Annotated in this window: 22 protein-coding genes, 1 pseudogene and 1 other annotated feature; of the genes and pseudogenes, 10 read left to right on the forward strand and 13 right to left on the reverse strand. The window is 39.0% G+C overall.

What is annotated here, in order from left to right; translation table 11 throughout:
• Positions 1-2: 2 nt before the first annotated feature.
• From FTT78_RS08605 to FTT78_RS08620, 4 genes are all read right to left on the reverse strand, one after another.
• Complete coding sequence (locus tag FTT78_RS08605; protein WP_180044039.1) at positions 3-887, reverse strand: Mph(E) family macrolide 2'-phosphotransferase; 885 nt, start codon at positions 885-887, stop codon at positions 3-5.
• 55 nt (positions 888-942) lie between these two features.
• Positions 943-2,418 (reverse strand): ABC-F type ribosomal protection protein Msr(E), encoded by a 1,476-nt coding sequence (gene msr(E) / locus FTT78_RS08610; RefSeq protein ID WP_000052512.1) that lies wholly within the window; start codon positions 2,416-2,418, stop codon positions 943-945.
• Between the two features lie 493 nt (positions 2,419-2,911).
• Positions 2,912-3,184, reverse strand: coding sequence for a NadS family protein (gene nadS, locus FTT78_RS08615; RefSeq protein ID WP_000369781.1), 273 nt, complete (start codon positions 3,182-3,184; stop codon positions 2,912-2,914).
• Positions 3,177-3,497: a type II toxin-antitoxin system RelE/ParE family toxin gene (locus FTT78_RS08620; protein WP_000897307.1), complete on the reverse strand. Its 321-nt coding sequence runs from the start codon at positions 3,495-3,497 to the stop codon at positions 3,177-3,179. The genes nadS and FTT78_RS08620 overlap by 8 nt, the downstream gene beginning before the upstream one ends.
• A 258-nt stretch (positions 3,498-3,755) precedes the next feature.
• Between FTT78_RS08620 and adeR the strand changes: the two genes are divergently transcribed.
• Together adeR and adeS are read left to right on the forward strand one after the other, a co-directional pair.
• Positions 3,756-4,484 (forward strand): efflux system response regulator transcription factor AdeR, encoded by a 729-nt coding sequence (gene adeR, locus FTT78_RS08625; RefSeq protein ID WP_032073130.1) that lies wholly within the window; start codon positions 3,756-3,758, stop codon positions 4,482-4,484.
• On the forward strand, positions 4,474-5,580 hold the full coding sequence (gene adeS / locus FTT78_RS08630; protein ID WP_032073131.1) for a two-component sensor histidine kinase AdeS: 1,107 nt from the start codon (positions 4,474-4,476) through the stop codon (positions 5,578-5,580). Before adeR ends, adeS begins: the two co-directional genes overlap by 11 nt.
• Positions 5,581-5,683: 103 nt before the next feature.
• Here adeS and FTT78_RS08635 read toward each other — a convergent pair whose 3' ends face one another.
• The 3 genes from FTT78_RS08635 to FTT78_RS08645 form a co-directional block, all read right to left on the reverse strand.
• Entirely contained in the window at positions 5,684-7,198 is a 1,515-nt protein-coding gene (locus FTT78_RS08635) for an MFS transporter (RefSeq protein ID WP_032073148.1), read from the reverse strand.
• A gap of 113 nt (positions 7,199-7,311) precedes the next feature.
• Entirely contained in the window at positions 7,312-10,416 is a 3,105-nt protein-coding gene (locus FTT78_RS08640; protein WP_373685657.1) for a multidrug efflux RND transporter permease subunit, read from the reverse strand.
• Positions 10,413-11,576 (reverse strand): efflux RND transporter periplasmic adaptor subunit, encoded by a 1,164-nt coding sequence (locus FTT78_RS08645; protein WP_032073150.1) that lies wholly within the window; start codon positions 11,574-11,576, stop codon positions 10,413-10,415. The genes FTT78_RS08640 and FTT78_RS08645 overlap by 4 nt, the downstream gene beginning before the upstream one ends.
• Positions 11,577-12,002: 426 nt before the next feature.
• Between FTT78_RS08645 and FTT78_RS08650 the strand changes: the two genes are divergently transcribed.
• Positions 12,003-12,599 carry a LysE family translocator gene (locus FTT78_RS08650; protein ID WP_074163998.1) on the forward strand — a complete coding sequence of 199 codons (597 nt, stop codon included), beginning with the start codon at positions 12,003-12,005 and terminating at the stop codon, positions 12,597-12,599.
• Between the two features lie 27 nt (positions 12,600-12,626).
• Here the strand turns inward: FTT78_RS08650 and FTT78_RS08655 are convergent, their stop codons facing one another.
• The 3 genes from FTT78_RS08655 to FTT78_RS08665 all read right to left on the reverse strand — a co-directional run bounded on the left by FTT78_RS08655 (position 12,627) and on the right by FTT78_RS08665 (position 14,160).
• Positions 12,627-13,445: an AraC family transcriptional regulator gene (locus FTT78_RS08655; RefSeq protein ID WP_032073151.1), complete on the reverse strand. Its 819-nt coding sequence runs from the start codon at positions 13,443-13,445 to the stop codon at positions 12,627-12,629.
• Positions 13,446-13,575: 130 nt separating this feature from the next.
• Positions 13,576-13,857, reverse strand: coding sequence for an addiction module antidote protein (locus tag FTT78_RS08660; protein ID WP_000985610.1), 282 nt, complete (start codon positions 13,855-13,857; stop codon positions 13,576-13,578).
• Positions 13,858-14,160 (reverse strand): type II toxin-antitoxin system RelE/ParE family toxin, encoded by a 303-nt coding sequence (locus tag FTT78_RS08665; RefSeq protein ID WP_154320144.1) that lies wholly within the window; start codon positions 14,158-14,160, stop codon positions 13,858-13,860.
• A 249-nt stretch (positions 14,161-14,409) separates the two neighbouring features.
• On the opposite strand from FTT78_RS08665, the gene FTT78_RS08670 reads away from it, so the two are divergent.
• Together FTT78_RS08670 and FTT78_RS08675 are read left to right on the forward strand one after the other, a co-directional pair.
• A complete protein-coding gene (locus FTT78_RS08670; RefSeq protein ID WP_004976362.1) occupies positions 14,410-14,619 on the forward strand; it encodes a hypothetical protein in 210 nt (69 codons plus the stop codon).
• Between the two features lie 249 nt (positions 14,620-14,868).
• A complete protein-coding gene (locus tag FTT78_RS08675; RefSeq protein ID WP_026438532.1) occupies positions 14,869-16,323 on the forward strand; it encodes a SulP family inorganic anion transporter in 1,455 nt (484 codons plus the stop codon).
• 110 nt (positions 16,324-16,433) lie between these two features.
• Here FTT78_RS08675 and FTT78_RS08680 read toward each other — a convergent pair whose 3' ends face one another.
• Together FTT78_RS08680 and FTT78_RS08685 are read right to left on the reverse strand one after the other, a co-directional pair.
• The gene (locus FTT78_RS08680) at positions 16,434-16,724 is read right to left on the reverse strand and encodes an addiction module antidote protein (RefSeq protein WP_004969304.1); all 291 of its coding nucleotides are present in this window, start codon (positions 16,722-16,724) and stop codon (positions 16,434-16,436) included.
• A gap of 1 nt (position 16,725) precedes the next feature.
• Positions 16,726-17,022 carry a type II toxin-antitoxin system RelE/ParE family toxin gene (locus FTT78_RS08685; protein ID WP_004647749.1) on the reverse strand — a complete coding sequence of 99 codons (297 nt, stop codon included), beginning with the start codon at positions 17,020-17,022 and terminating at the stop codon, positions 16,726-16,728.
• Between the two features lie 216 nt (positions 17,023-17,238).
• Here FTT78_RS08685 and FTT78_RS13480 point away from each other — a divergent pair, with 216 nt between their 5' ends.
• Positions 17,239-17,364 (forward strand): hypothetical protein, encoded by a 126-nt coding sequence (locus FTT78_RS13480; protein WP_004969301.1) that lies wholly within the window; start codon positions 17,239-17,241, stop codon positions 17,362-17,364.
• 93 nt (positions 17,365-17,457) lie between these two features.
• On the opposite strand, the gene FTT78_RS08690 is transcribed toward FTT78_RS13480, so the two are convergent.
• On the reverse strand, positions 17,458-18,540 hold the full coding sequence (locus FTT78_RS08690) for a hypothetical protein (RefSeq protein ID WP_004969299.1): 1,083 nt from the start codon (positions 18,538-18,540) through the stop codon (positions 17,458-17,460).
• A gap of 168 nt (positions 18,541-18,708) precedes the next feature.
• Here FTT78_RS08690 and FTT78_RS08695 point away from each other — a divergent pair, with 168 nt between their 5' ends.
• The 4 genes and pseudogenes from FTT78_RS08695 (at position 18,709) to floR (ending at position 23,588) form a co-directional block, all read left to right on the forward strand.
• On the forward strand, positions 18,709-20,034 hold the full coding sequence (locus FTT78_RS08695) for an ISNCY family transposase (protein WP_179989167.1): 1,326 nt from the start codon (positions 18,709-18,711) through the stop codon (positions 20,032-20,034).
• Positions 20,035-20,500: 466 nt separating this feature from the next.
• Complete coding sequence (locus FTT78_RS08700) at positions 20,501-21,067, forward strand: recombinase family protein (protein WP_006581699.1); 567 nt, start codon at positions 20,501-20,503, stop codon at positions 21,065-21,067.
• A 182-nt stretch (positions 21,068-21,249) separates the two neighbouring features.
• Positions 21,250-22,222 (forward strand): annotated as a pseudogene (locus FTT78_RS08705) (IS3 family transposase).
• Positions 21,539-21,655 (forward strand) — a sequence feature (AL1L pseudoknot). It overlaps the preceding pseudogene by 117 nt.
• Before the next feature lie 151 nt (positions 22,223-22,373).
• Positions 22,374-23,588, forward strand: coding sequence for a chloramphenicol/florfenicol efflux MFS transporter FloR (gene floR / locus FTT78_RS08710; protein ID WP_000214122.1), 1,215 nt, complete (start codon positions 22,374-22,376; stop codon positions 23,586-23,588).
• Positions 23,589-23,595 lie beyond the last annotated feature (7 nt).

The raw sequence follows: 23,595 nt of genomic DNA on the forward strand, positions 1-23,595 counted from the left end.
AATTATATAACTCCCAACTGAGCTTTTGCTCCAACGATAAGGCTTTCATTTTGAGTTTCTAAGGCAAATAAACCATACATCAAAGGAGAGGCCGCTGCTCTTTCTAAAGTCTGTTCATATAGTTTATTCCAAACTTTACCCCCTAGTTTTTCATACTTGATGATTAGAGTTTTGAGGCTTTCTTCTCCAAACAAAGTTACATGCCCAGCAAAATCAATCGCTGGGTCATCTATATGGGCTGTTGACCAATCAATAACGCCTGAAACAGCTCCATCCTTTGAAGCTAGTACATGCCCAGCATATAAATCGCCATGTATAAATTGGGTGAAATCTGCCCATAGAACATCATTATCCAACCATTTTCTGTAGCGGGTTTCCAATTGCTCACTTATACCAATTTCAGATTTTACTAACTGCAAATTGTTTGCTATTTCAGGTCTTAAATCTGAAGGTTTCATAATTTTCAAATCATTTTCCCGAACTTCTTTTTCAGGAATACTATGGATTTCAAATAAGGTTTTTGCCAAAGATGTTATGTATTTCGGGCTATCTTTGTCCATATTCCAAATTATTTCATAGGTTTCAGCATCCAAATTTAAAACAGGATTATCTTTAAGTATGGGATAAGCCACTAATTCTGTAGATGAAATTCTCCAATCAGGAACCTCTACAGAAAGATGTTTTTTTACCAATTCTAAAATGCGTTTTTCTTTCTTGATTTGTTCCCTCATGCCATCACGACGAGGAATACGCAGCAACCATTGTTGCCCCTTTGTATCAAGAGCAAAAACGACCTTAAAATCAATGCCCATTTCATTGAAATTCATTTTGTCCGTAAGCAACAAGCCGTGTGCTTCAGCAAGTGATTGAATATCTTGAATTGTCATTTTTAATTTCCTTTAAAGAGTTCAATAATTAATGTTCGGATTAGATTGGCTATCATTAACAATCTCTCTCAAAAGTCTTGATGATTTTGTGGTCTTTGATCTCGTAGATAATGTCAGCAATATTATCGACCAATTGCTTGTCATGAGATACGAAGATAATAGTTCCTGCATAGGACTTCATCATTGTTTCTAATGCGGCAATACTTTTTAGGTCAAGATAGTTTCCTGGTTCATCCATAAGCAAAATATTATATTTTCCTAAAAGCATTTTGGATAAAAGCAGTTTGATGATTTCACCTCCCGATAAGTCGGATAAGTTTTTTTGAATATCATTCGCTCCGATCCCCATTGAAGCCAATACTGCACGAATTTCCGCAACTGTGTACTCGCACTCTTCCTGCATAAAGGAGAGCACAGATTTATGCGTGTTAAATTTATATCCTGTTTGTGTAAAGTAGCCAATTTCAGCTTTTGGAGATATGGTTAATCCATCAGCACGTTCTGATATCATTTTTAACAAGGACGTTTTCCCTGTTCCATTCGATCCAGTTATAGCGACTTTAGCGCCAAGCGGTATTATAAAGTTAGCGTCATCAAAGATAGTACGGCTACCAAATTTTAAGCTCAGACCATCTGCCGTAATCGGGAACTTATTGTGCAGTTCTAGGGCTGAACTTTGACGAAAACGAATAGAACGCAAATGCTCTGGTGCTTGAATATCTTCTAATGCAGCCAAACGCTTTTCCATACTCTTAGCTGCCTGATACAGTTTTCTTTGCTTGGTGCCAGTCATTTTTGCATGCCCAAGTCGTCCAGCACTTTCGGTAGAGTTTTTGGATTTTTCTCCTTTTTTCTTATTGTCTAATCGATTAGCTTGCTGGCGTTTTTCTTGCACAGCAGATTCTAATCGCTCCCGTTCCTTCATCATCAGCTCATATTCTACGGCTTGGTGTTGTCGCTCTTCTTCTTTTTGACGCAAGTAATCCGAGTAACCACCCCAATATTCCGTAATTTTACCGTCTTTTAACTCCCATATCTTGTCTACAACCATATCAAGAAAATATCGGTCATGACTGATAACAAGTAATGCTCCATCAAATGCTTTAAGTTGACCAATAAGTAGATCTATTCCATTGAGATCAAGGTGGCTGGTTGGTTCATCCGCTAGAATGCCATGTACTTGTTGGGAAAATGCGGCAGCAATTTTTGCACGAGTTTCCTCTCCGCCACTCATTGTGTCGTTTTGTACATTGGAAACACCAAGGCGAGATAACATTGCCCGGTCTTCGACCGTTTCTATTTCGATTCCGCCCAGTTGGCTGATATGTGCAAAATCACCAAAACGCTGTAATGTCGCTTCGGCTAAAACAATTTCGCCATTAAGTACTTTGAGTAAACTACTCTTTCCTGCTCCGTTATCACCCACAAGACCAATACGGTCATAAGAGTGAATTTCCAATTCATCAATATCCAAAACATCACGCCCAGCATAATCCAAGCGTATGTTTCTCGCTTTAATAATTAAACTCATTTTTATTTACTCCTGTTTAGCTCTTGAAATTTTTTATGCAGCAAACAGGATTTAGGTGAAAACAAAAGCTAGCATCACAGTGTCCTCCCAAAAAAAAAGCTATTCATCCACAGGGTGGACAAATAGCTAGTCAATTAAGTTATAACTGGAAACTATGCACTAAAAGCATACTTATAAATTAAGCATACTTTTACTTTATATATCCGCATATATTCTTAAAGACACAACAAAAGCCCACCATTATAAAATAGTGTCACTATGCAAATAGTTGTGTCTTAACGAATGCGGATAGAATGCATAAACTTACCTAAAAAATAAAATTCAGTTTTATGATAACTTTACTGTTAAAAGAAGTCTAGACAACCTTGTTTTATGCTTGGATATAAGGCTTATTTTAAAAGGAATAGTAGTGAAGATTTTCTAAAATTAACATAATACACCTTATACGAAATAAAAATGGGAGCCTTAAGCTCCCATTTTTTAAGTAATTTTTTCAAATAAGGCTTGGGTGAGCATCTAAAATTCGAATCAATGTAGCTGCTGGTCCAGTTGGATAGCGTCGTCCCTGTTCCCAATTTTGCAGGGTACGGGGGCTAATATGTAGACGTGCAGCAAATTCATTTTGGCTCAAGCCAGTTTTTTCACGTACTTCTTTAATATCAGGCAATTCGAGTTCTGTAACTCGGCTTGCTTTAACTTCTTTACGTTTGATAGCTCCAGCTTCTTTGATTGAAGCAACCAAGTCATCAAATAAGTTGTTATCCATGAAATTGCTCCTTCACGAGTTGGTGCAGAATGGCGGTTTCCTTATCTGTTAAATTATCTTTTACTGATTTTGGATAAGCCACTAAGAAAAAGATCTGATCATCCTCGGTGACCCAATAATAAATCACCCGTATCCCACCACTTTTCCCTTTGTTACCTTGAGCACAACGTACTTTGCGAATACCACCGCCATTCTTGATTAGGTCACCTCTATCAGGCTGTACCAAAAGATCTTGCTGAAGTTGACGATATTCCTCATCAGATACAAGGTCTTTAATTTGCTTGGTAAAGATGCTGGTTTCAATAAATAACATGGACTCTTTATACGTCAATGGCGTATTTGAATTTTAGCAGTTTCCATAACAAAAAACGAGAGCTGGTAGATCTCGTTTCGCATAACAGCCATTATGTTAAATGAATGATAATTGACATTTTGTTCATTAATACTGATATGCAACGAATTTTATTATATGTCACCCCTCAATTACAAATATAAATGACTGCTCGTCTAATCATCTCCATTACACAATTAAATGTTAAAATGCATAGCTACTTCATCTAAGATAAAATATATGTATCCAAATCTACAGCACAGCTTCGAAAACAGCGTCATTCTCGTTGTAGAAGATGATTATGATATTGGTGACATTCTTGAAAAATACATAAAAAATGAAAACATGCAGGTCATCCGTGCATTGGATGGACAACAAGCTTTAGAGTGCCTAAAAGCCAACTCTATCGACCTGATTCTCCTTGATATTAAATTACCCAAACTAAATGGCTGGGAAATTCTACAAATCATCCGTCAAACAAGTCATTTACCTGTCATTATGCTGACTGCCTTAGATGATCAAGTGAATAAGATCATGGGGCTAAAAATGGGTGCTGATGACTTTATTATTAAGCCATTTAACCCAAACGAAGTGATTGCACGAATACAAGCCGTACTTAGACGAAGTACAAGCCAAAATATGGAAATAACTAATATTATTCGTTATAGAAATATTGAAATTAATCCAGATCATCATCAAGTTTACATTTCAAATGGTCAAAGAAATCAGTTGCTCAACCTTACGTTAACTGAGTATAAGATACTGTTTTTGATGGCAAAAACACCGAATAAAGTCTTTACACGTAATGAATTGATCCAAAACTGTATGCCTGAAAGTGATGCTTTAGATCGCACTGTAGATAGCCATATCAGCAAATTACGCAAAAAACTTGAAGAAAATGATGTAAATGGCTTATTAATCAATGTCCGTGGCGTGGGGTATCGCTTAGATCAAAATCATGAAATTTAACTTTTTTAAAAATTCTGTTGGAATTAACTTCCAGTTTATTATCATGATGAGCCTATTCAATTTAGGCATTACGCTGTTATCTTTCATGATTGGCTATTTTGTTTATAGCTGGGCGATAAAAATAGGTTTTCTAAATACACAAGTTATTAATTCAAATGAATTTTCAGTTACCTCCGTTGACTTTATCTGGCTGTTTTTAGTGCTATTAACAGGCTTTTTTCTTTCTACTATCCTCGCCTTTAAATATGGAAAACGCTATACACAGCCAATTAGTGATTTAGCAGATGTTATTCAACAAATTCAACAAGGCAATTTAGCACTCAGAATTAAACAGCCACATCATGATATTCCACATGAAATCAAGTCTCTTATTGAGAACTTCAATGAAATGGCAAACCAACTTGAAGTATCAGTTAAGAATTCAACTGTTTGGAATGCTGCAATTGCACATGAATTACGAACACCTGTGACAATATTACAAGGTCGCTTGCAAGGTATTGTCGATGGTATATTTATTGCCGATAAAGCTTTACACCTAAGCTTATTGAACCAAGTCGAAGGCTTATCTTACCTTGTGGAAGATTTACGGACACTGACACTTATTGAAAATAAACAATTACGATTAGAACTAGAAAAGACCAATTTAAAAAATAGTATTGAAAAATGTCTGCAGATGTTTAATGAACGGTTTCATGTTAAAGGTTTAACTATTGTTTTAAATTTGACGGATAAATTGGTTTGCGTTGATATAAGAAGGATGGAACAGGTCTTTATTGCATTGTTCTCTAACTTTCTAAGATATTCGAATGCTGGAAAAATAAATATTACATCTGTAACCACAGCAGAACATTGGGTATTGACGTTTGAAGATGAAGGTCCTGGTATTGATGAATCGCATCTTAAACACCTGTTCAAACCCTTCTATCGACTGGAAGACTCTAGATCATGTCTAGATGGCGGTACTGGATTAGGCTTGGCAGTGATTGATGCAATTATTGAAGCACACCAAGGTCATATTTATTATTCTAAATCCAAAAACTTAGGTGGCAGCTGTTTTACTATTCAACTAAATCGTAAGACATCAACTCATTTATAATGTGTTAAGTTCAGATTAATACGGCTTAATTTAAACCATAAATTTAAGATAAATTGATGTCTGAACTTAACCATTCTGTTTGATGATCCTCAAATAAATTTCATCACAATGAATTCTCATCTCGATATTTAGCTAGCATAAAAAATACCACAATGGAGAGTATCCCGATGATAATCCCTGCTGTTAATAATAAATTAACATGAGCTGAACTGAAGGCAATTTTACCTGCGTTAATCAATGCTGTACCTTGTTCAACGGGTAACTGGCTCGCCACTAAATAGGTATCACCAATCGAAAGTCTGGCTTTTTCTGCTAAAACAGCAGTTAAATCTGACGGCACTTGAAGATGACTGCCAAATATATAGGCCATGAAAACACCAAATAAAGTAATACCTAGTCCTGTACCCAGTTCATAACCTGTACTTTCAAGTGAACCTGCCGCACCGCCCTTTTCTGCAGGTACTGAGCCCATGATCGCAATGGATGAAGCTGTTAAACCAATACTCAGTGTTAATCCAATCGAAGCTAAAATAAAGGGAACGATGATTCCCGGATGATGAAAATCTGAATAACTCAAACTGACCAACGCAATTGCTGCCAATATTAATGACATGGTCGCAACCAGACGGAGTCCAAATTTATTGGATAAAAAACCAGCAATAGGCCCGCCAATAGCGGCCGCAACCATAATCGGAACCATAAAAAGACCGGCTTGCAGCGGTGTTAAACGAATGACATATTGCAGCTCCATTGCCAAAGTTAACTCAACCCCTGCCAAAGCGCCTGCAGCAACCATTGCCATAATAATGCCGGCTAAAATAGCAGGACGTGAAAATAGCGAAAGATCTAGCATCGGCTGAGGAGAATTCAGCTGTTTGCGTACAAATATGGTTAATAAGCCGATAGATAAAACGACCAAAGGCAAGACAATCAACAACGACTGTTTACCGCCTAAGCCTGCTTTTAGTGCATATACAAACGAAATCAAACCGACAATCAGCAATAGCGCTTGACCAAATGCCCAATGTCCAGGGGTTATAGCTTCTTTTCGGGACAATAAGAAATAGCACATTGGTGCGACAACCAGCATGATTGGGACGTTAATCAGGAAAACTGAACCCCACCAGAAATATTCTAACAATCCCCCACCAATGAGCGGTCCAATGGCGGCACCGGCTGATCCGATTGTGCCCCAAATACCCAGCGCAATGGCACGTTCGCGACTGTCTTCGAAGGTTCTGCGAATAATACCCAATACACAGGGCATAATCATGGCACCGCCTAATGCTAATAAAGCACGTGCGGCAATCAGCATAGAAGCCGTTTGGGAAAATGCCGCAAGGACTGAGGCAATTCCAAATATAACCAAGCCAATCAGCAGAATCTTACGATTGCCGACACGATCAGCCAAAGTTCCCATCGGAACTAAAAGTCCAGCCATAAGTAATGGATAAATATCAATAATCCATAAGACTTGGTTACTTGTGGCACTCAGCGATTGGGTTAATGAGGGAACCGCAACATGCAGTACAGTCATATCAATCACAATCGGCAGAAATGCAAGCACGACAGCGAGCAATATCCACCAGCGTTTCGGATCAAGATTGGTAGCTTTCATGATTAAACCTATATTGATGGTTTATTAAATCAATTCTGAAATAAAGATGTAAATGAAAGATTTGTTGTGGGCTAAACTCGTTAACCCACAGCTTTTATTCTCAGTTTTGATGCTTAATGTGCCGCTTTACGTTTCGAGAATTTCTCAACCATGCTCATGACGACAATAAAGAAAATCGGTACAAAAATAACAGCTAGAATTGTTGCGCTGATCATGCCGCCAAAGACGCCTGTACCAATCGCTTTTTGAGTTTCAGAACTAGCGCCACTGGCAATGACTAAAGGAATAACGCCACAGGTAAATGCCAAAGATGTCATTAGGATTGGACGTAAGCGCAATTTAGCGGCTGCAACGGTTGCCTCCACTAAACCCATTCCTTCTTCTCTTAGTGCTTTTGCAAACTCAACAATCAAAATAGCATTCTTTGCAGATAGACCAATAATCGTGATCATGCCGACCTTAAAGAAAATATCATTTGGCATACCACGTAACATTACTGCTAAAAAGGCGCCAATCAACCCTAGAGGGACAACTAGCATCACAGAGAATGGAATTGACCAGCTTTCATAAAGCGCTGCCAAGACAAGGAAAACGACTAACATCGACAACAGTAATAAAAACAAGGTTTGTGATTCCGACTGTTTTTCTTCTAGAGAAATCCCAGTCCACTCATAACCCACACCTTTCGGAAGTTGTTCAATCAAATTTTCCATCTCAGTCATGGCTTGTCCTGAAGATATACCTGCTGCTGGACTGCCAGAAATACTCAATGATGGACGACCGTTGTAACGATTGTATTGTTGTGGGGAATGTTGCCAAATTGGAGTAATTATTTCAGACATTGAAACCAATTTACCGCTTTGACTGTTCACCTTAATCTGAAGAATATCTTCAATACTCATGCGTGATTTGGCATCAAGTTGCACAATGACTTGCTGCATACGGTCATGATTTGGAAAATCATTGATATACATCGAACCCATTGAGGTTGAAATAATATCGGTCACATCACTGAAATTAACACCTAATGCCTGCAATTTATCTCTATCAATTTTAAGCTGTACAGAACTGCCTTCTGGCAAACCTTCAGGATAGACCTCCGCCACGATTTTACTTTGTGCTGCTAATGCTAAAAGCTGATCTTGTGCTTCTCTTAAAGCAGGCATGCCAATATTGCCACGATCTAATAATCTCAGTGAAAAACCAGATGAGTTACCCAATTCATCAATTGCTGGTGGTAACACAGACATGGTTTGACCTTCTGAACTTTCAGCCATCGCTATATTGGCATTATTCACGACTTCTTGTGCCGTAATAGTACGCTCTTCGAATGGCAATAGATTGGTAAAATACATCGCTGTATTCTGACCAGATCCACTAAAACCAAAACCTAAGACCGCCATATTGTCTTTAATCCCCGTTTCTTGGTCTAAATAATTTTGAAACTCAGCAACGACTTTACGGGTACGTTCTTGAGTTGCATCCGCAGGAAGTTGAATCGAAGTCATAAACCACCCCTGATCTTCTTCTGGCATAAACGCAGTCGGAACGTGTTTAAAACTAAAAATCAGCACAATGACAATGCCTAAGAAACATAACATTGCGAGGGTTTTATGTTTAATTACTTTAAATAAACTGCGTTCATAGCGATTGTTCAGCTTCTCAAAACTGCGATCAAACGATGCAAAAACACCCTTTTTCTGATGGTCTTGATCAATCGGTTTTAACATCGTTGCACATAACGCAGGGGTTAATGTCAGTGCAAGGAAAGCTGAGAATAAAATTGAAACCGACATGGTAATGGTGAACTGACGATAGATAATCCCCACTGAGCCTGACGCCAATGCCATCGGCAAGAATACAGCGGCTAACACTAAGGTGATGCCAATAATCGGATTGGTAATTTCCTTCATGGCTTTAGATGTGGCTTCAACTGGAGATAAGCCTTCTGTCGCCATAATGCGTTCAACATTCTCAATGACCACAATCGCATCATCGACAATAATCCCGATCGCAAGCACCATACCGAACATGGTCAGCACATTAATCGAAAAACCAGCAAGCAGCATGACTGAGAATGTGCCAAGCAATGCAATCGGTGCAACAATCGCCGGAATTAAGGTGTATCGAACATTGTGTAAAAAGATAAACATGACAATAAAAACTAATGCCATAGCTTCAAGCAATGTCATGATTACTTTTTCAATCGAGATTTTTACAAAAGGTGCAGTGTCGTAAGGTATAGAGAATTTCATACCATCAGGCAGTGCTGAACCTAACTGTTCAATTTTCGCTTTAACACCTTCTGCAGTCTTGACAGCGTTGGCACCAGGACTCATTTGTATCGCCACAGCTGTAGAGGCTTTGCCATTTTCTAAAATCGCAAAGTTATACATCTGTGCCCCGATTTCGACACGAGCGACATCCGACAGTCGAACATTGGCGCCATTTTGTTGAGCACGTAAACTAATTTTCTTGAATTGCTCTACAGTTTCTAATTGACCTTGAGCAGTTAAAGGAATAGTAATTTGTTGCCCCGTCAAAGCAGGAACATCACCAATACGACCTGGTGATATCGGCAAGTTTTGGTTTTGGATGGCTGTATTCACATCTTGAATACTCAATCCATAAGAAACCAAACGATCTGGATCGACCCAAATCCGCATGGCTTTTTCAGCACCAAAATTTTGGACTTTACCAACACCGTCAACCCGCTTTAATTCTTCAATCACATAGCGAGTCATATAGTCACTGACATCAATTTCACTATATTTGCCATTCGGTGAACTTAAGCCCACCATCATTAAAAAACCAGACGACGCAGCATCGACCATCAGCCCTTGTTGTCGCACTGTTTGAGGTAAGCGTGACTCAATGGCTTTAATTTTGTTTTGCACATCAATTTGTGCAAGTTCTACATCTGTACCTGGTTTAAATGTTGCGGTGATTGTTGCTGTTCCAGAACTATCTGAACTTGAACTGTAATAAAGTAAGTTTTTGACACCTGACATTTCCCGCTCAATCAAGGTCACAACACTATCATTCAATGTTTTTGGCGTAGCACCTGGATAGATTGCCGTAATACTAATCTGTGGTGGCGCAACACTTGGGAATCGTGCAATAGGTAACTTGGGGATGCTTAGTACACCCAACAGAATAATAAATAAAGCAATCACCCATGCAAAAATAGGACGCCTAATGAAAAATTGGGACATTATTGCTGTCCTCCATTTTCCTTAATATTTGTAGGTTGCCACTGCTTAATTTTTAATTTTTGCTCAGGCTGTATACGATCAGCCCCTTCAACAATGACTTTCTCACCTGCTTGTAACCCTTGTTTGATCACATAGTTATTTTGATAACGTTGACCAAGCTGAACAGGCTTGCTTTGCGCTAAACCTTTTTGATTAACAATCGTAACATTGGCTTTACCACTAATATCATGTTGAATCGCTTGTTCTGGAACTAGGAGCGCATTTTCAACTTGAGCTCGGCTCATATTGACTCGAACATACATGCCTGGCAAAAGTTTTTGATTTTCATTATTGGCTAAAATACGGATTGTGACATCACCCGTATCAGGATCAACTTTAGTATCCGAAAATAGGATTTCACCTGTAACGTTATAAGGTTTACCCTGACTATTTAGGATTTCAACCGTATGTTTGGTATTTGACACGTCACCTTGCTGTAAAGCTTCCTGTAGTTTTTCATAATCACTAATTGATTGCTTTACATCAACATAGACTTTATTAATCTGTTGTATTACGGCCATTGCATTAGTATCACCTTGACCAACTAATGCACCCTCAGTCACTAAGATTTCACCAATCGTTCCCGAGATAGGGGCTGTAACAGTCGCATATTTAAGATTAAGTTGTTGTCTGCTTAACATGGCTTGCATTTGCGCCACATCGGCTTTTGCTTTTTGATAATCTGCTTCGGTATTGTTGTATTCCTGCTGACTAACCGCATTTACTTTTACTAATTCAGTGTAGCGTTTTAACAGCACCTGCAAACGTGTCACCTCAGCTTGTGCACGGTTTAAAGTGGCTTGATTGCTTTTTACATCTGCCTGAAATATTTCAGAATTCAATTTAAAAAGCGGTTGACCTGCTTGCACATAAGAGCCTTGCTTAAAAAGTACTTTATCAACAATTCCACCTACTTGCGGGCGAATTTCAGCAATACGGTAAGCGACAACACGGCCTGGAAGATTTTCAATTAAATTCATGGAATGCGGTAATACCGTGATGGTACTGACAACCGCTGGTGGCATTTCTGTTGGGGACTGTTCAGCATCTTTGGCTTGTGTACAGCCGATTAAAAGTACAGTTGTAATAAGTATTGAACCTATTAAATGATAATGTGTTGACATGCTTTTTCAGAGGGGGGGTTTTAGATACTACTATTTTGAAATAGCAGTGTTTATGAATTGCTGATGTTGTGTGGAGATTGTGTGGAGATTGTGTGGAGAGATTAAAAGATTTATTTTTTAATGACACGCTTAAACAGCGTGGCTTGTAAATTAGTATAAATAATTTTGTTGTTCTACAATTTTGATCGTATCTTAGTTTTTTCTCATAGTTCATGAACTTTAAAATTCTAAACCAAGACTAATATTTATATAAGCAATTGAAAATACAATACATAGTTTCTTTATACACTTATGAAGTGAACTTTAGGTGAACATAAGTTAAATAGAAATTTTTAATTAGTTCAGCACAAACGTACAATCTTTAAGGCCTATAACTCGATACCGTTCTCTCTTTGATGTTTATTGCTATCTAATTGAGTGAACTCTGTGGAAATATTTCTTTATACATTAAGCGTTATGTATAGCCCAGGCCCTGTAAATTTTATGGGGCTAAATTCTGGCCTTACAGGTCAATTAAAAAAGACTATAGGATTTTACCTAGGCATTGGTTTCGCCATGTTGATCTTATTCGTATTGTTTGGCTATATAGGTGAAGCTGTTATTCCACATGGATTGATTCATTATATTGCTTTAGCGGGTGCAATTTATACATTCTACTTGGCTATAAAAATGATTAGGGCGAATGTAGAAACAACTCAACAGCAAGAAAGCCATCTAACATTCTTAAATGGCTTATTTATTCAGTTATTAAATCCAAAAGCCATTCTCGTCATTCTACCTGTTACGACAATTATGTACCCTGCAGCCAAAATCACAGGAATCATGATCTTGATAGTTTCTTTACTGATTTCACTTGGTGCTGTTGGCGCACCATTCACCTATGCTCTGGTTGGAAAAGTATTAGGCAACAAAATTGCTAATCCTATCTGGTTTAATCGGCTAAATAAGCTGATGGGTATACTCTTGATTTTATCAGGGCTTTTTATGTTCAAAGATTTTCTTAATGGAATAAATCTGCTGTAGGACAAATTAGCCGTTCAAATCGAACGGCTATCTTTTAATATTTATCATTTTCCATTGAGTGGGAGTTAAACCAAATGTTTTTATAAAATGTCTGGTCATATGACTCTGATCAAAAAAGCCTGCATTTAAAGCAGCATTAACAATAGACTCCCCTTGAGCAAGGTAGAACTTAACTGTTTCTAAGCGACGCATGATCATATAACGGTGTGGGCTAGTTCCAAATAATAATCGGAAATCACGAGAAAGGCTCCAGCGGTCACGATCAGCATGTTTCTCTAAATCTGACAAACTTAAGTTTTCATGTGGATACGCCAAAATACACTCACGCGCTCTCTCTGCTGCCTTGTAGTCAAATTTTTTGTTTTGGTTAGATGAAGTATCTGAAATTTCACACAGTGTAGTTGCCAAATCAAATAGAGCATCTTCCTCTTCTAGGGTATCCATATAATTATTTATATTATTTAGAAAGCTATCCATTGCCCTAAACAGGCGAATATCATTACTTAAGCCATGTCTGATAAAAGGCAAAGGTTTACCCTTTAAAATGGTTTGGATCATCGCTGGTTCGATGTAAATCATTCTATAGCGATAGCCATCTAATGTTCCTGATTCACCATCATGCTTTTCATCCGGGTGTAGAACCATAGTCATGCCTGGCAAGCTATGTTGCAATGTACCTTTGTAATGAAAGTTTTGAACTCCGGAAAGAGTCCTGCCAATAGCATAAGTATCATGTCGGTGAGGTTTATAAGCATAATTGGAAAGAAATGCTTCAATTCTTTCTAATTTATGATTTTGAGTGGGGGATCTCACAATCCAATTATTTCCACTGGAGAAATCAGGCATAATTGATGGCCAATTTTTCGTAGATTCTATTGTAGATTATTTTTCACTTTTCCTAAAATTAACATAATACACGTTATACGAAGTTGAAATGAAAAATGGAGCTTAAAGCTCCCTTTTTTACTAGTTTTTTTTAAATTGCTAAGCGTAAATTCAGTGCTTTTACGACTTTAATAACAGTATCAAAGCTTGGATTTACATCGCCAGAAAGTGCTTTATAAAGACTTTCTCGACCTAAACCAGTGTCTCTTGATAATTGAGCCATTCCTTTAGCTTTAGCAATATTACCTAAAGCTTTTGCAATGAATGCCGCATCACCATTAGATTCATCGATACAGGCTTGTAGGTAAGCTTGCATATCTTCTTCTGTTTTAAGATGTTCAGCACTGTCCCATTTGCGAAGTTTGATAGCCATTTACAGCTCCTCCTCTAAATCTTGTGCTAATTGTAGGGCAAGTTTTATATCTTTACTTTGCGTAGACTTGTCTCCGCCTGCTAAAAGAATAACGACCCTTTGCCCTTGCTTACAGTAATAGATCCTGTAGCCAGGTCCAAAGAAGAAACGTAATTCAGAAACACCTTCACCTACTGGTTCAGTATCTCCAAAGTTTCCATCTTCAACCCGATCAATTCGGACTTGTATACGTCTTTTTGCCTGCAGGTCTTTTAACTTAGTAAACCAGTCATCAAAGACTTCAGTGGTATATATTGAGTACATAAGAGTAATGTATCCTATAGGATACATTCATGCAAGAAATAAACTTGAATGTATGGGGCTACAACAGAATTTCGTATAACCACCATTATGTTAAATAGATAGCAGTTGGGAGATTATTTATTCTTTCAATAGACAAAAACTTGCGGAATTTTTCTTAATTTGTAATCCTTGCGGCCAAGGGTGTCTAGCGTAGCTAAGACAGGTATTCGTTATAGTCGGGCCGCTATAATACGGATGACGAGTGCCTGTATGTTTAACCTAAATATCTTTAACAAGATCTCTAGCGAAGTATTGACCATCAAAAATGATCTTGAGCTGAATTCTGAAAATCAACTGATAACTAAGTATAAGACTTCTACTTCTGAAGATTATAAACAGGCTATTGTTTTGATTTTTAAAGAACGTGGCTATACACGTTTGGAAATAGGTCAATTACTTGGGGAGCCAAAAGCTTCATAAAATACCGATTAAACAAAGCTTGGATATAACATCCAGGCTTTATAAAAAAGTACCTAGCTGTTACCCTTGTCCTGATTTTTTTACTCTAAAACGTTCTTTCATCTTATGACACTTACGCCACCTTAAGTTTATTTATCGTCTTAAATCTGTAAATAACTCATCACTGTCTAGTGATGTGGTGTAGTCGTTTGTGTGTTGTATATATCACATCACTAGCCTATCTGAAAAATTAAAAAACAGGCTATGTTTATGTTATCTAATGTCCGAGAACAGTGGTTCTCTAACATCCGTGGGGATGTACTTGCCGGATTAGTCGTCGGTCTTGCACTCATCCCTGAAGCCATCGCATTTTCAATTATTGCAGGTGTAGATCCTAAAGTTGGTCTATACGCATCCTTCTGTATTGCCGTCGTGATTTCTTTCGTAGGTGGTCGTCCTGCCATGATTTCAGCAGCCACTGGTGCAATGGCGCTGCTTATGGTCACATTGGTCAAAGAGCATGGGCTTGAATATCTGCTGGCAGCAACAATTTTGACAGGCGTGATTCAAATATTGGCAGGCTATTTAAAGCTCGCCAAGTTAATGCGGTTTGTATCTAAATCTGTGGTTATTGGATTCGTAAATGCGTTAGCGATCTTAATTTTCATGGCTCAATTGCCTGAACTGATTAATGTGACCTGGCATGTATATGCTTTTGTTGCTTTAGGTTTAGCAATTATTTATCTATTCCCTCTGGTTCCCAAATTAGGAAAATTACTCCCTTCTCCACTAGTCTGCATCATTGCAATCACATTATTGGCAATCGCTTTAGGAATTGATGTACGGACCGTGGGCGATATGGGGTCTTTACCTGACACACTTCCAATGTTCTTGATTCCAGATATTCCTTTGAATATTGAAACATTGATGATTATTTTGCCTTATTCAGTCGCACTGGCGGCTGTAGGTTTACTTGAATCGATGATGACAGCAACTATCGTGGATGAAATGACTGATACGCCAAGTGATAAATATCAGGAATGTAAGGGACAAGGGATTGCGAATATTGCTTCTGGCTTTATGGGTGGCATGGCCGGTTGTGCAATGATTGGTCAATCTATGATTAACGTAAAATCAGGTGGCCTTACACGCTTATCAACATTCTCTGCGGGCATTTTTCTTCTTATTCTGGTTGTATTTATCAGCGACTGGCTCAAAGTGATTCCAATGGCTGCATTGGTAGCGGTAATGATAATGGTCTCTATCAGTACCTTTGAATGGAGTTCTGTCACTCAGTTAAAAGATAATCCTAAGAGTAGTAATATCGTCATGATTGCGACGGTGATTGTAGTTGTTGCTACGCATAACCTGGCTTTGGGTGTGTTAACAGGCGTATTACTTTCAGCCTTGTTCCTGGCGAATAAACTTGAAAATGATATCCAGGTGACAGCATCTTTTGAAGGAATGGCCCGTTTATATGAGTTGAGAGGTCAGATCTTCTTTAGTTCTTCTGAAAAATTCATGCAAGGTTTTGACTTTAAAGAGGATGTAAAGGAGGTGATTATTGATTTGACCCATTCTCACATTTGGGATGTAACATCAGTCGCCATGCTTGATTCTGTTGTAAATAAATTTCAAAAGAATGGTGCGAATGTCACAGTACGTGGTCTAAATGAAGCCAGTTCGATCATGATTGATAAGTATGGGACACATGCCAGAATTTAAGTTTTAAAAATTCTATATTTATATAGAATTTCTAAAATTAACATAATACACCTTATACGAATCTAAAAATGGGAGCCTTTAGCTCCCATTTTTACTATATTTTTAAAGTTTTAAGCGTGTTGTACTGTGAGTTTTAAGCCTAAAGCATTTACTACACGATTAATCGTATCAAAACGTGGTGCTGAATCCTGACGTAGGGCTTTGTAGAGTGCTTCACGCCCAATCCCTGCTTCTTTAGCGATTTGAGTCATGCCACGAGCTTTAGCAATAACACCAAGTGCATGGGCTAATTCAGCTGGATCATTTTCTTCAAGAACCATATTGAGATACATCACAATGTCTTCTTCAGTTTTGAGCGACTCAGCCATATCAAAACTTGGTAAATCAGCGACTTTAACCATTTTAATCCTCCAATGTTTTCGATAGTTTGACTGCCCGATCGATGTCTTGTTGTTGAGTTGATTTATCTCCACCACCAAGCATTACAATCACAACGTCACCATGTTGGATGTAATACATCCTCCATCCAGAACCGAAGAATTCTCTCATTTCCCAAACGCCATCTTGGAGAGGTTTAATGTCTCCCCAGTTTCCACGTTGAACCTTATCTAATCGACGATTCAGGCGGATACGGGTCATATTGTCTTTAATGCCATCCAACCATTCATCAAATTCTGGAAGACGTTTAATTTCAATCATGAGGATTCCTTATCTTCTCACTATATTGTATTCGATCGAATACAATATGCAAGTAATTTATACGAACATCCATTAATTTCGTATAACACCATTATGTTAAATACATAATTTTTTTGGTTAAAATTTAAACTTTTTTACTGTTTTTCAGGCAAGATGCATATTTTTTTGAAGCCATACTTTCCTTGTCAGATGTTCAAACATTTTAAGGAGAAAGCAATGACACAAACAGCGAATGATCAACGTGCTACAGTAAAAAATCCTAATAATATTCAACATGCGCAGAATCAGGACAACCGTAGCCGACAATTGAATCCTAATCATAAACCTACGAAATCTAAATAAGGATGAAAACTATGAGCACAGCAGGTTGGCCTAGTACTACTGGAAATCCATCAGGTGGTGGCCGAGACAATAATCCACCTCGTAAATAAAAATTTATTTATCTTGTAATATCAATTCAGAAGGCCAAAGATATTGGCCTTCTGAAGGATATTTCTTCAGGAAGGCTTCCCATATCACGATAAAATCTTCTGATGTAGCTAACGTAGAAACGCTGGCTGTTTTTTGAAAATGTTTATAATAAAAGTCTTGCCAAAAATATATTAACCATAGGCCAGCTATGGCATTAATACTTTCAAACCACTTATCTTCTGGAAGTTCATTTTTCAGGAATAAATAATTCTCTTCTGAGACTTGTTCATAAATTTCATCATTTTTAAACTCACCATAAGGTAGACCTAGGAACTCATAGACTTCATTCAAGTAGCATAGTCTTCTGTTTTCTCTAACTTTTTTAATTAGTTGTATAAATTCTTTAATTTGTTCATCTTCGAGAGAAGGATCTAACCATTGCTCAAAACCATTAGTTGGAGGAATAGTCTTCAGAATCTCGACTTTATGTCCTTTTGTTGCTTCAAACTTTGCATTTATCTTTAAGATAAATAAAAGAAAATCTGTAAAAGTTTTTGATGGGAAGTATGGTCGTTTATTTTTAAACTTAAACTTTAATGCTTGGTTTAGTGAGATTGATTGGAATCCCCACTTCTTAGAAATTAAATGATCTAAGTGAATTAAAATTAGCAGTATATTGACGCCAGAATTTCTAAGCATCTCATGACTAATAATATTCTTTAAATCACCGTTAAAGCTAAAGTTATTTACCAGAAAATCATGTAGTTTGCAGACATCTTCATATAAAAAATTATTTTTTTCTAATTCTGAAAATAGCTTTATATGCTCATTCCAATAAAAAAAATCGTTATTCTTAATTGGATATAGTTCTAAGATTTTTAAGCAGTATGCAAAATTATAGTTTTCTTCATCTACAGCTAAAGAAGTTGCTGAATTAAGTACGAAAAACCCCATTTCTGAAGCAAATTCGGATTTAATTTTAACTTTAGCTATTTCATCATTTTTAAATGGAACATTAGTATATTTTTTCTCAATTTTACCTAGTTTCTTAGCCAGGTTTTTATCCATATTTTTCAATATTAAACAGTAGAATTCTAAAGGATTCATGGATGCCCTAATTTTTTAAAAAATCTAAAATTAACATAATACACCTTATACGAAATGCGTTTGTAACTCCAAAATAGAAATGTCCGGTTTCTCCAAAGTAAAAATGTCCGCTTTTAGAATATGCGCTTTTGCGATTATCGAAGCGGACGGTTTGATATGTTGGTGTCTATGTCGGATAAAGAACTTAAACGATTGTCGGTCGTGCAGGAAATCTGCGATCAACGCATAACTCAATCCCAGGCTGCTCAGCTACTTCATATTTCAGAACGTCAGATCAGGCGTTTACTGCAAAAATACAAAGCTCAAGGCCCAGCTGCATTAGCCCATGCCGGTCGTGGTCAAACCAGCAATTCCAGGCTTCCTGAAGAACTCAGGCTCAAGTGCCTCAATATGGTTGCTGAGCAATTCCATGGTTTCGGACCCACTTTAGCGCATGAAAAGCTGACTACCATTCATGGATTCGATATTTCAGTGGAAACCCTGCGTTCCTGGATGATTGCAGCCGATTTATGGATTCCTCGCTCCAAACGCCTGAAACGCCCATATCAGCCTCGTTATAACCGGGACTGTTATGGTGAACTGATCCAAATTGATGGCTCACATCATGACTGGTTTGAAGGAAGAGCCCCTAAATGCTGTCTATTGGTGTTTATCGATGACGCCACAGGAAAATTGCAGCACTTACGCTTCTGTGAGTCAGAATCAGCCTTTGACTATATGATTTCAACACGTTTGTATGTTGAGCAGCATGGTAAGCCTTTAGCCTTCTACAGCGATAAACATTCAGTCTTCAGGGTGAATCAAAGCAGCAAGAAAGACACCAAGATTACGCAATTTGGGCGCGTACTCAGCACCCTGAATATCGATATTATCTTCGCTAATTCACCACAGGCCAAAGGCCGTGTAGAACGAGCCAATAGAACGCTTCAGGACCGTCTGATCAAAGAAATGCGCCTGGAAGGCATCTGTTCGATTGAACAAGCGAATGCCTGGCTACCCTGCTTCATTGAGCAATTCAATCAGAAGTTTGCCAAGATGGCCTTTAATCCCAAGGATCTACACCGGACTGTCACTGAAACAGCCGAAGAATTAGATGATATTTTTACCTGGCGTGAACCCCGCAGAGTCACGAATAGCCTGACGATTACTTATGATAAATGCGTATATCTCCTGGAAAACACGGAAGAAAACCAAAGATTGATTAGTAAGTATCTTGAGTTCCTGGAATACCCGGATGGTACAGTCGCGATTGAATATCAGGGAAGAAAAATCAATTACAGCATCTTCGATAAATTAAGTCAGCTTAACCAGCGAGAGATTGTTGAGAATAAACGTTTAGGTGCAGTTCTCAATCATATTCAACAACAGCATGAAGAATTGGAACAGCAAAACAAACGTAATCGTTCTCAATCTATGCCAAGCAGACGTGCACAGAAGACAGTAATCAAAGAACGAAATCTGAATCCTGTGCTTGACTTGGAAATGTCTGTATAGGACATTTCTATTTGGTTTTAAGGTAGGACATTACTACTTAGGAATAACAGCGTTATAATTCTCTATAGAAATCAATGCTGTAGTTTCTAGTTGATAGCCCATCTTCCCCAAGGTGGGCTTTTTTTATGATTTTTCACGTTCCACGCTTATTATTTAATCAAAAGACCTCTTGCGAAAGTATAGTTTATCTAATTTTTGAATTGGCTAAAACCTCATAAAATATAGCTTTTGGCTGCTTAAAATTTGACTAACGCAAGAATTCTAAAGTTTCTCAACTTTGATTAGCTCAAATAAATACCATTTCTCTTTTTCTAGGTCTCTTTAAATCACGAATTATGTAACTATAGAGTATAGCCTAACGGAACAAAATAAAGTCTTAAAAAGCAACTCAAAAACCGTATTTATAGACTTAATATTTAATTTCGGTACAATATGTATTTAATTATCTAAACTCTAACGGTACAGAATGCCTAATCAGGTCGGATATATTCGAGTCAGTTCAACTGAACAAAATACTGAACGTCAATTAGATGGAATCAGCCTGGATAAGACCTTTACTGAAAAGGCAAGCGGTGGTAGCCGTGAACGTCCTCAGTTAAATGCAATGCTCGACTATCTGCGTGAAGGTGATACGGTGCATGTTCATAGTATTGATCGTCTGGCACGTAATACAAATGATCTGAACGAAATTGTGAATAGTCTGAATGATCGTGGTATAACCATTATTTTTCATAAAGAGAATTTGACCTTCAGTCATGATGTAGCACAATCGGCAATAAATAAACTCATGTTTCAGATGCTTGCTGCATTTGCAGAGTTTGAACGCTCCATGATCCGTGAGCGTCAAAAGGAAGGAATTGCAAAAGCCAAAGCGAAGGGCTTATATAAGGGAAGAAAGCGGAAGGTTGACTATGTTGAAATACGAAAAGCAATGGCTGAAGAAAATTCAACATTTAGAGGTGTTGCAGAAAAGTTTAAAGTAGGGATAGCAACAGTACAAAGAGCTTTAAAAGAAGAAACTAATAATCAATAAGGTTGATTAATGAAGACGCTTAGATATTCAAATTTAGAAAAGATCATGACCATTTATACTGAAATTTCTACTTATATTACATTTCATAATGCGACTGGTTTAACAGATATAAATAAATCAATGGAAGATTTTTGAACCGTACCGGGTTTGTCGGAGACCAAGCTTTCTGAGAGAATGTCCCGATGAAAAAAGTAAAATATACCCCTGAAATCAGAGAAAGAGCGGTTCAATTATTGATTGAATCCGAGAAAGATTATCCATCGAATTGGGCTGCGATCACCGCTATTGCTCCCTGAGCAGTATACTGCGCAAGGGTTGTACTCCTGAAACACTACGTGTTTGGTATCAAAAATATTTAGATAAACAAAATCCAGTTAAAGTACAGCAGCTTTCAGACCAAGAACGTATCAAACAACTCGAACGCGAAAATAAAGAACTGCAACGCGCCAATGAAATTCTACGTAAAGCAGCCGCTTTTTTCGCCCAGGCGGAGCTCGACCGCCCACACAAATAATGGTGGATTTTATCCATAATAATAAAGAGCTGTACGGAGTCGAGGCGATTTGTAGAATTTTACCGATCGCACCTTCAACCTATTACCGGACTCTAGATCTCTGTGAAAATCCAGAACATCGAGCAAAGCGAGATTTACATGACTTGCATCATGCTGAGGAGATTAAACGAATTTGGAAGGAAAGTTCAGGTCGGTATGGTGTACGTAAAGTCTGGCAAAAACTGAAACGTGAAGGCTATATTATTGCGCGCTGTACTGTTGCTCGATTAATGCAAAAGCTAGGTATAAAAGGTGTTTGGCGTGGTAAGAACAAACAAACCACCCGTAGCCGAGATGATCAAAAACGAGCGGATGACTTGGTAAAACGTAATTTTACTGCTGATCATCCTGACCAACTGTGGGTGAGTGACTTTACGTATATTCAAACAAATTCAGGCTGGGTTTATACTGCATTTATTATTGATGTGTTCTCACGAGCAATTGTTGGATGGAAAGTATCGACACGGATGAATACAGATATGGTGCTCGATGCATTGGAGCAAGCATTTAGGGCGGCAGAGGGGGCTGGAACGCTGAGTGCGCCCATGCCGCATTGCAAAGCAAAAGATAATCGGATAAAATGTAGCAATTCATATTCGTAAGCGTGGAGTAATCAGATGGGAAATTCCAAGTCAGCAGACAAGTAAGCCGCAACAACCAGTATTGTTGTTGCGGCGCTCTGTAAGGCTAGTCTCATCTGATTGCTGACGAGCAGACGTCGCCCGGTATTCCTTAATCGAGGGTTGATTCGTCATGACCACCACACGCCCCGCGTGGGCCTATACGCTGCCGGCAGCACTGCTGCTGATGGCTCCTTTCGACATCCTCGCTTCACTGGCGATGGATATTTATCTCCCTGTCGTTCCAGCGATGCCCGGCATCCTGAACACGACGCCCGCTATGATCCAACTCACGTTGAGCCTCTATATGGTGATGCTCGGCGTGGGCCAGGTGATTTTTGGTCCGCTCTCAGACAGAATCGGGCGACGGCCAATTCTACTTGCGGGCGCAACGGCTTTCGTCATTGCGTCTCTGGGAGCAGCTTGGTCTTCAACTGCACCGGCCTTTGTCGCTTTCCGTCTACTTCAAGCAGTGGGCGCGTCGGCCATGCTGGTGGCGACGTTCGCGACGGTTCGCGACGTTTATGCCAACCGTCCTGAGGGTGTCGTCATCTACGGCCTTTTCAGTTCGATGCTGGCGTTCGTGCCTGCGCTCGGCCCTATCGCCGGAGTATTGATCGGCGAGTTCTTGGGATGGCAGGCGATATTCATTACTTTGGCTATACTGGCGATGCTCGCACTCCTAAATGCGGGTTTCAGGTGGCACGAAACCCGCCCTCTGGATCAAGTCAAGACGCGCCGATCTGTCTTGCCGATCTTCGCGAGTCCGGCTTTTTGGGTTTACACTGTCGGCTTTAGCGCCGGTATGGGCACCTACTTCGTCTTCTTCTCGACGGCTCCCCGTGTGCTCATAGGCCAAGCGGAATATTCCGAGATCGGATTCAGCTTTGCCTTCGCCACTGTCGCGCTTGTAATGATCGTGACAACCCGTTTCGCGAAGTCCTTTGTCGCCAGATGGGGCATCGCAGGATGCGTGGCGCGTGGGATGGCGTTGCTTGTTTGCGGAGCGGTCCTGTTGGGGATCGGCGAACTTTACGGCTCGCCGTCATTCCTCACCTTCATCCTACCGATGTGGGTTGTCGCGGTCGGTATTGTCTTCACGGTGTCCGTTACCGCGAACGGCGCTTTGGCAGAGTTCGACGACATCGCGGGATCAGCGGTCGCGTTCTACTTCTGCGTTCAAAGCCTGATAGTCAGCATTGTCGGGACATTGGCGGTGGCACTTTTAAACGGTGACACAGCGTGGCCCGTGATCTGTTACGCCACGGCGATGGCGGTACTGGTTTCGTTGGGGCTGGTGCTCCTTCGGCTCCGTGGGGCTGCCACCGAGAAGTCGCCAGTCGTCTAACCGACGA

This window comes from Acinetobacter sp. YH01011 (assembly GCF_013420785.1).
GTDB classification, from domain to species: Bacteria; Pseudomonadota; Gammaproteobacteria; order Pseudomonadales; family Moraxellaceae; genus Acinetobacter; species Acinetobacter towneri.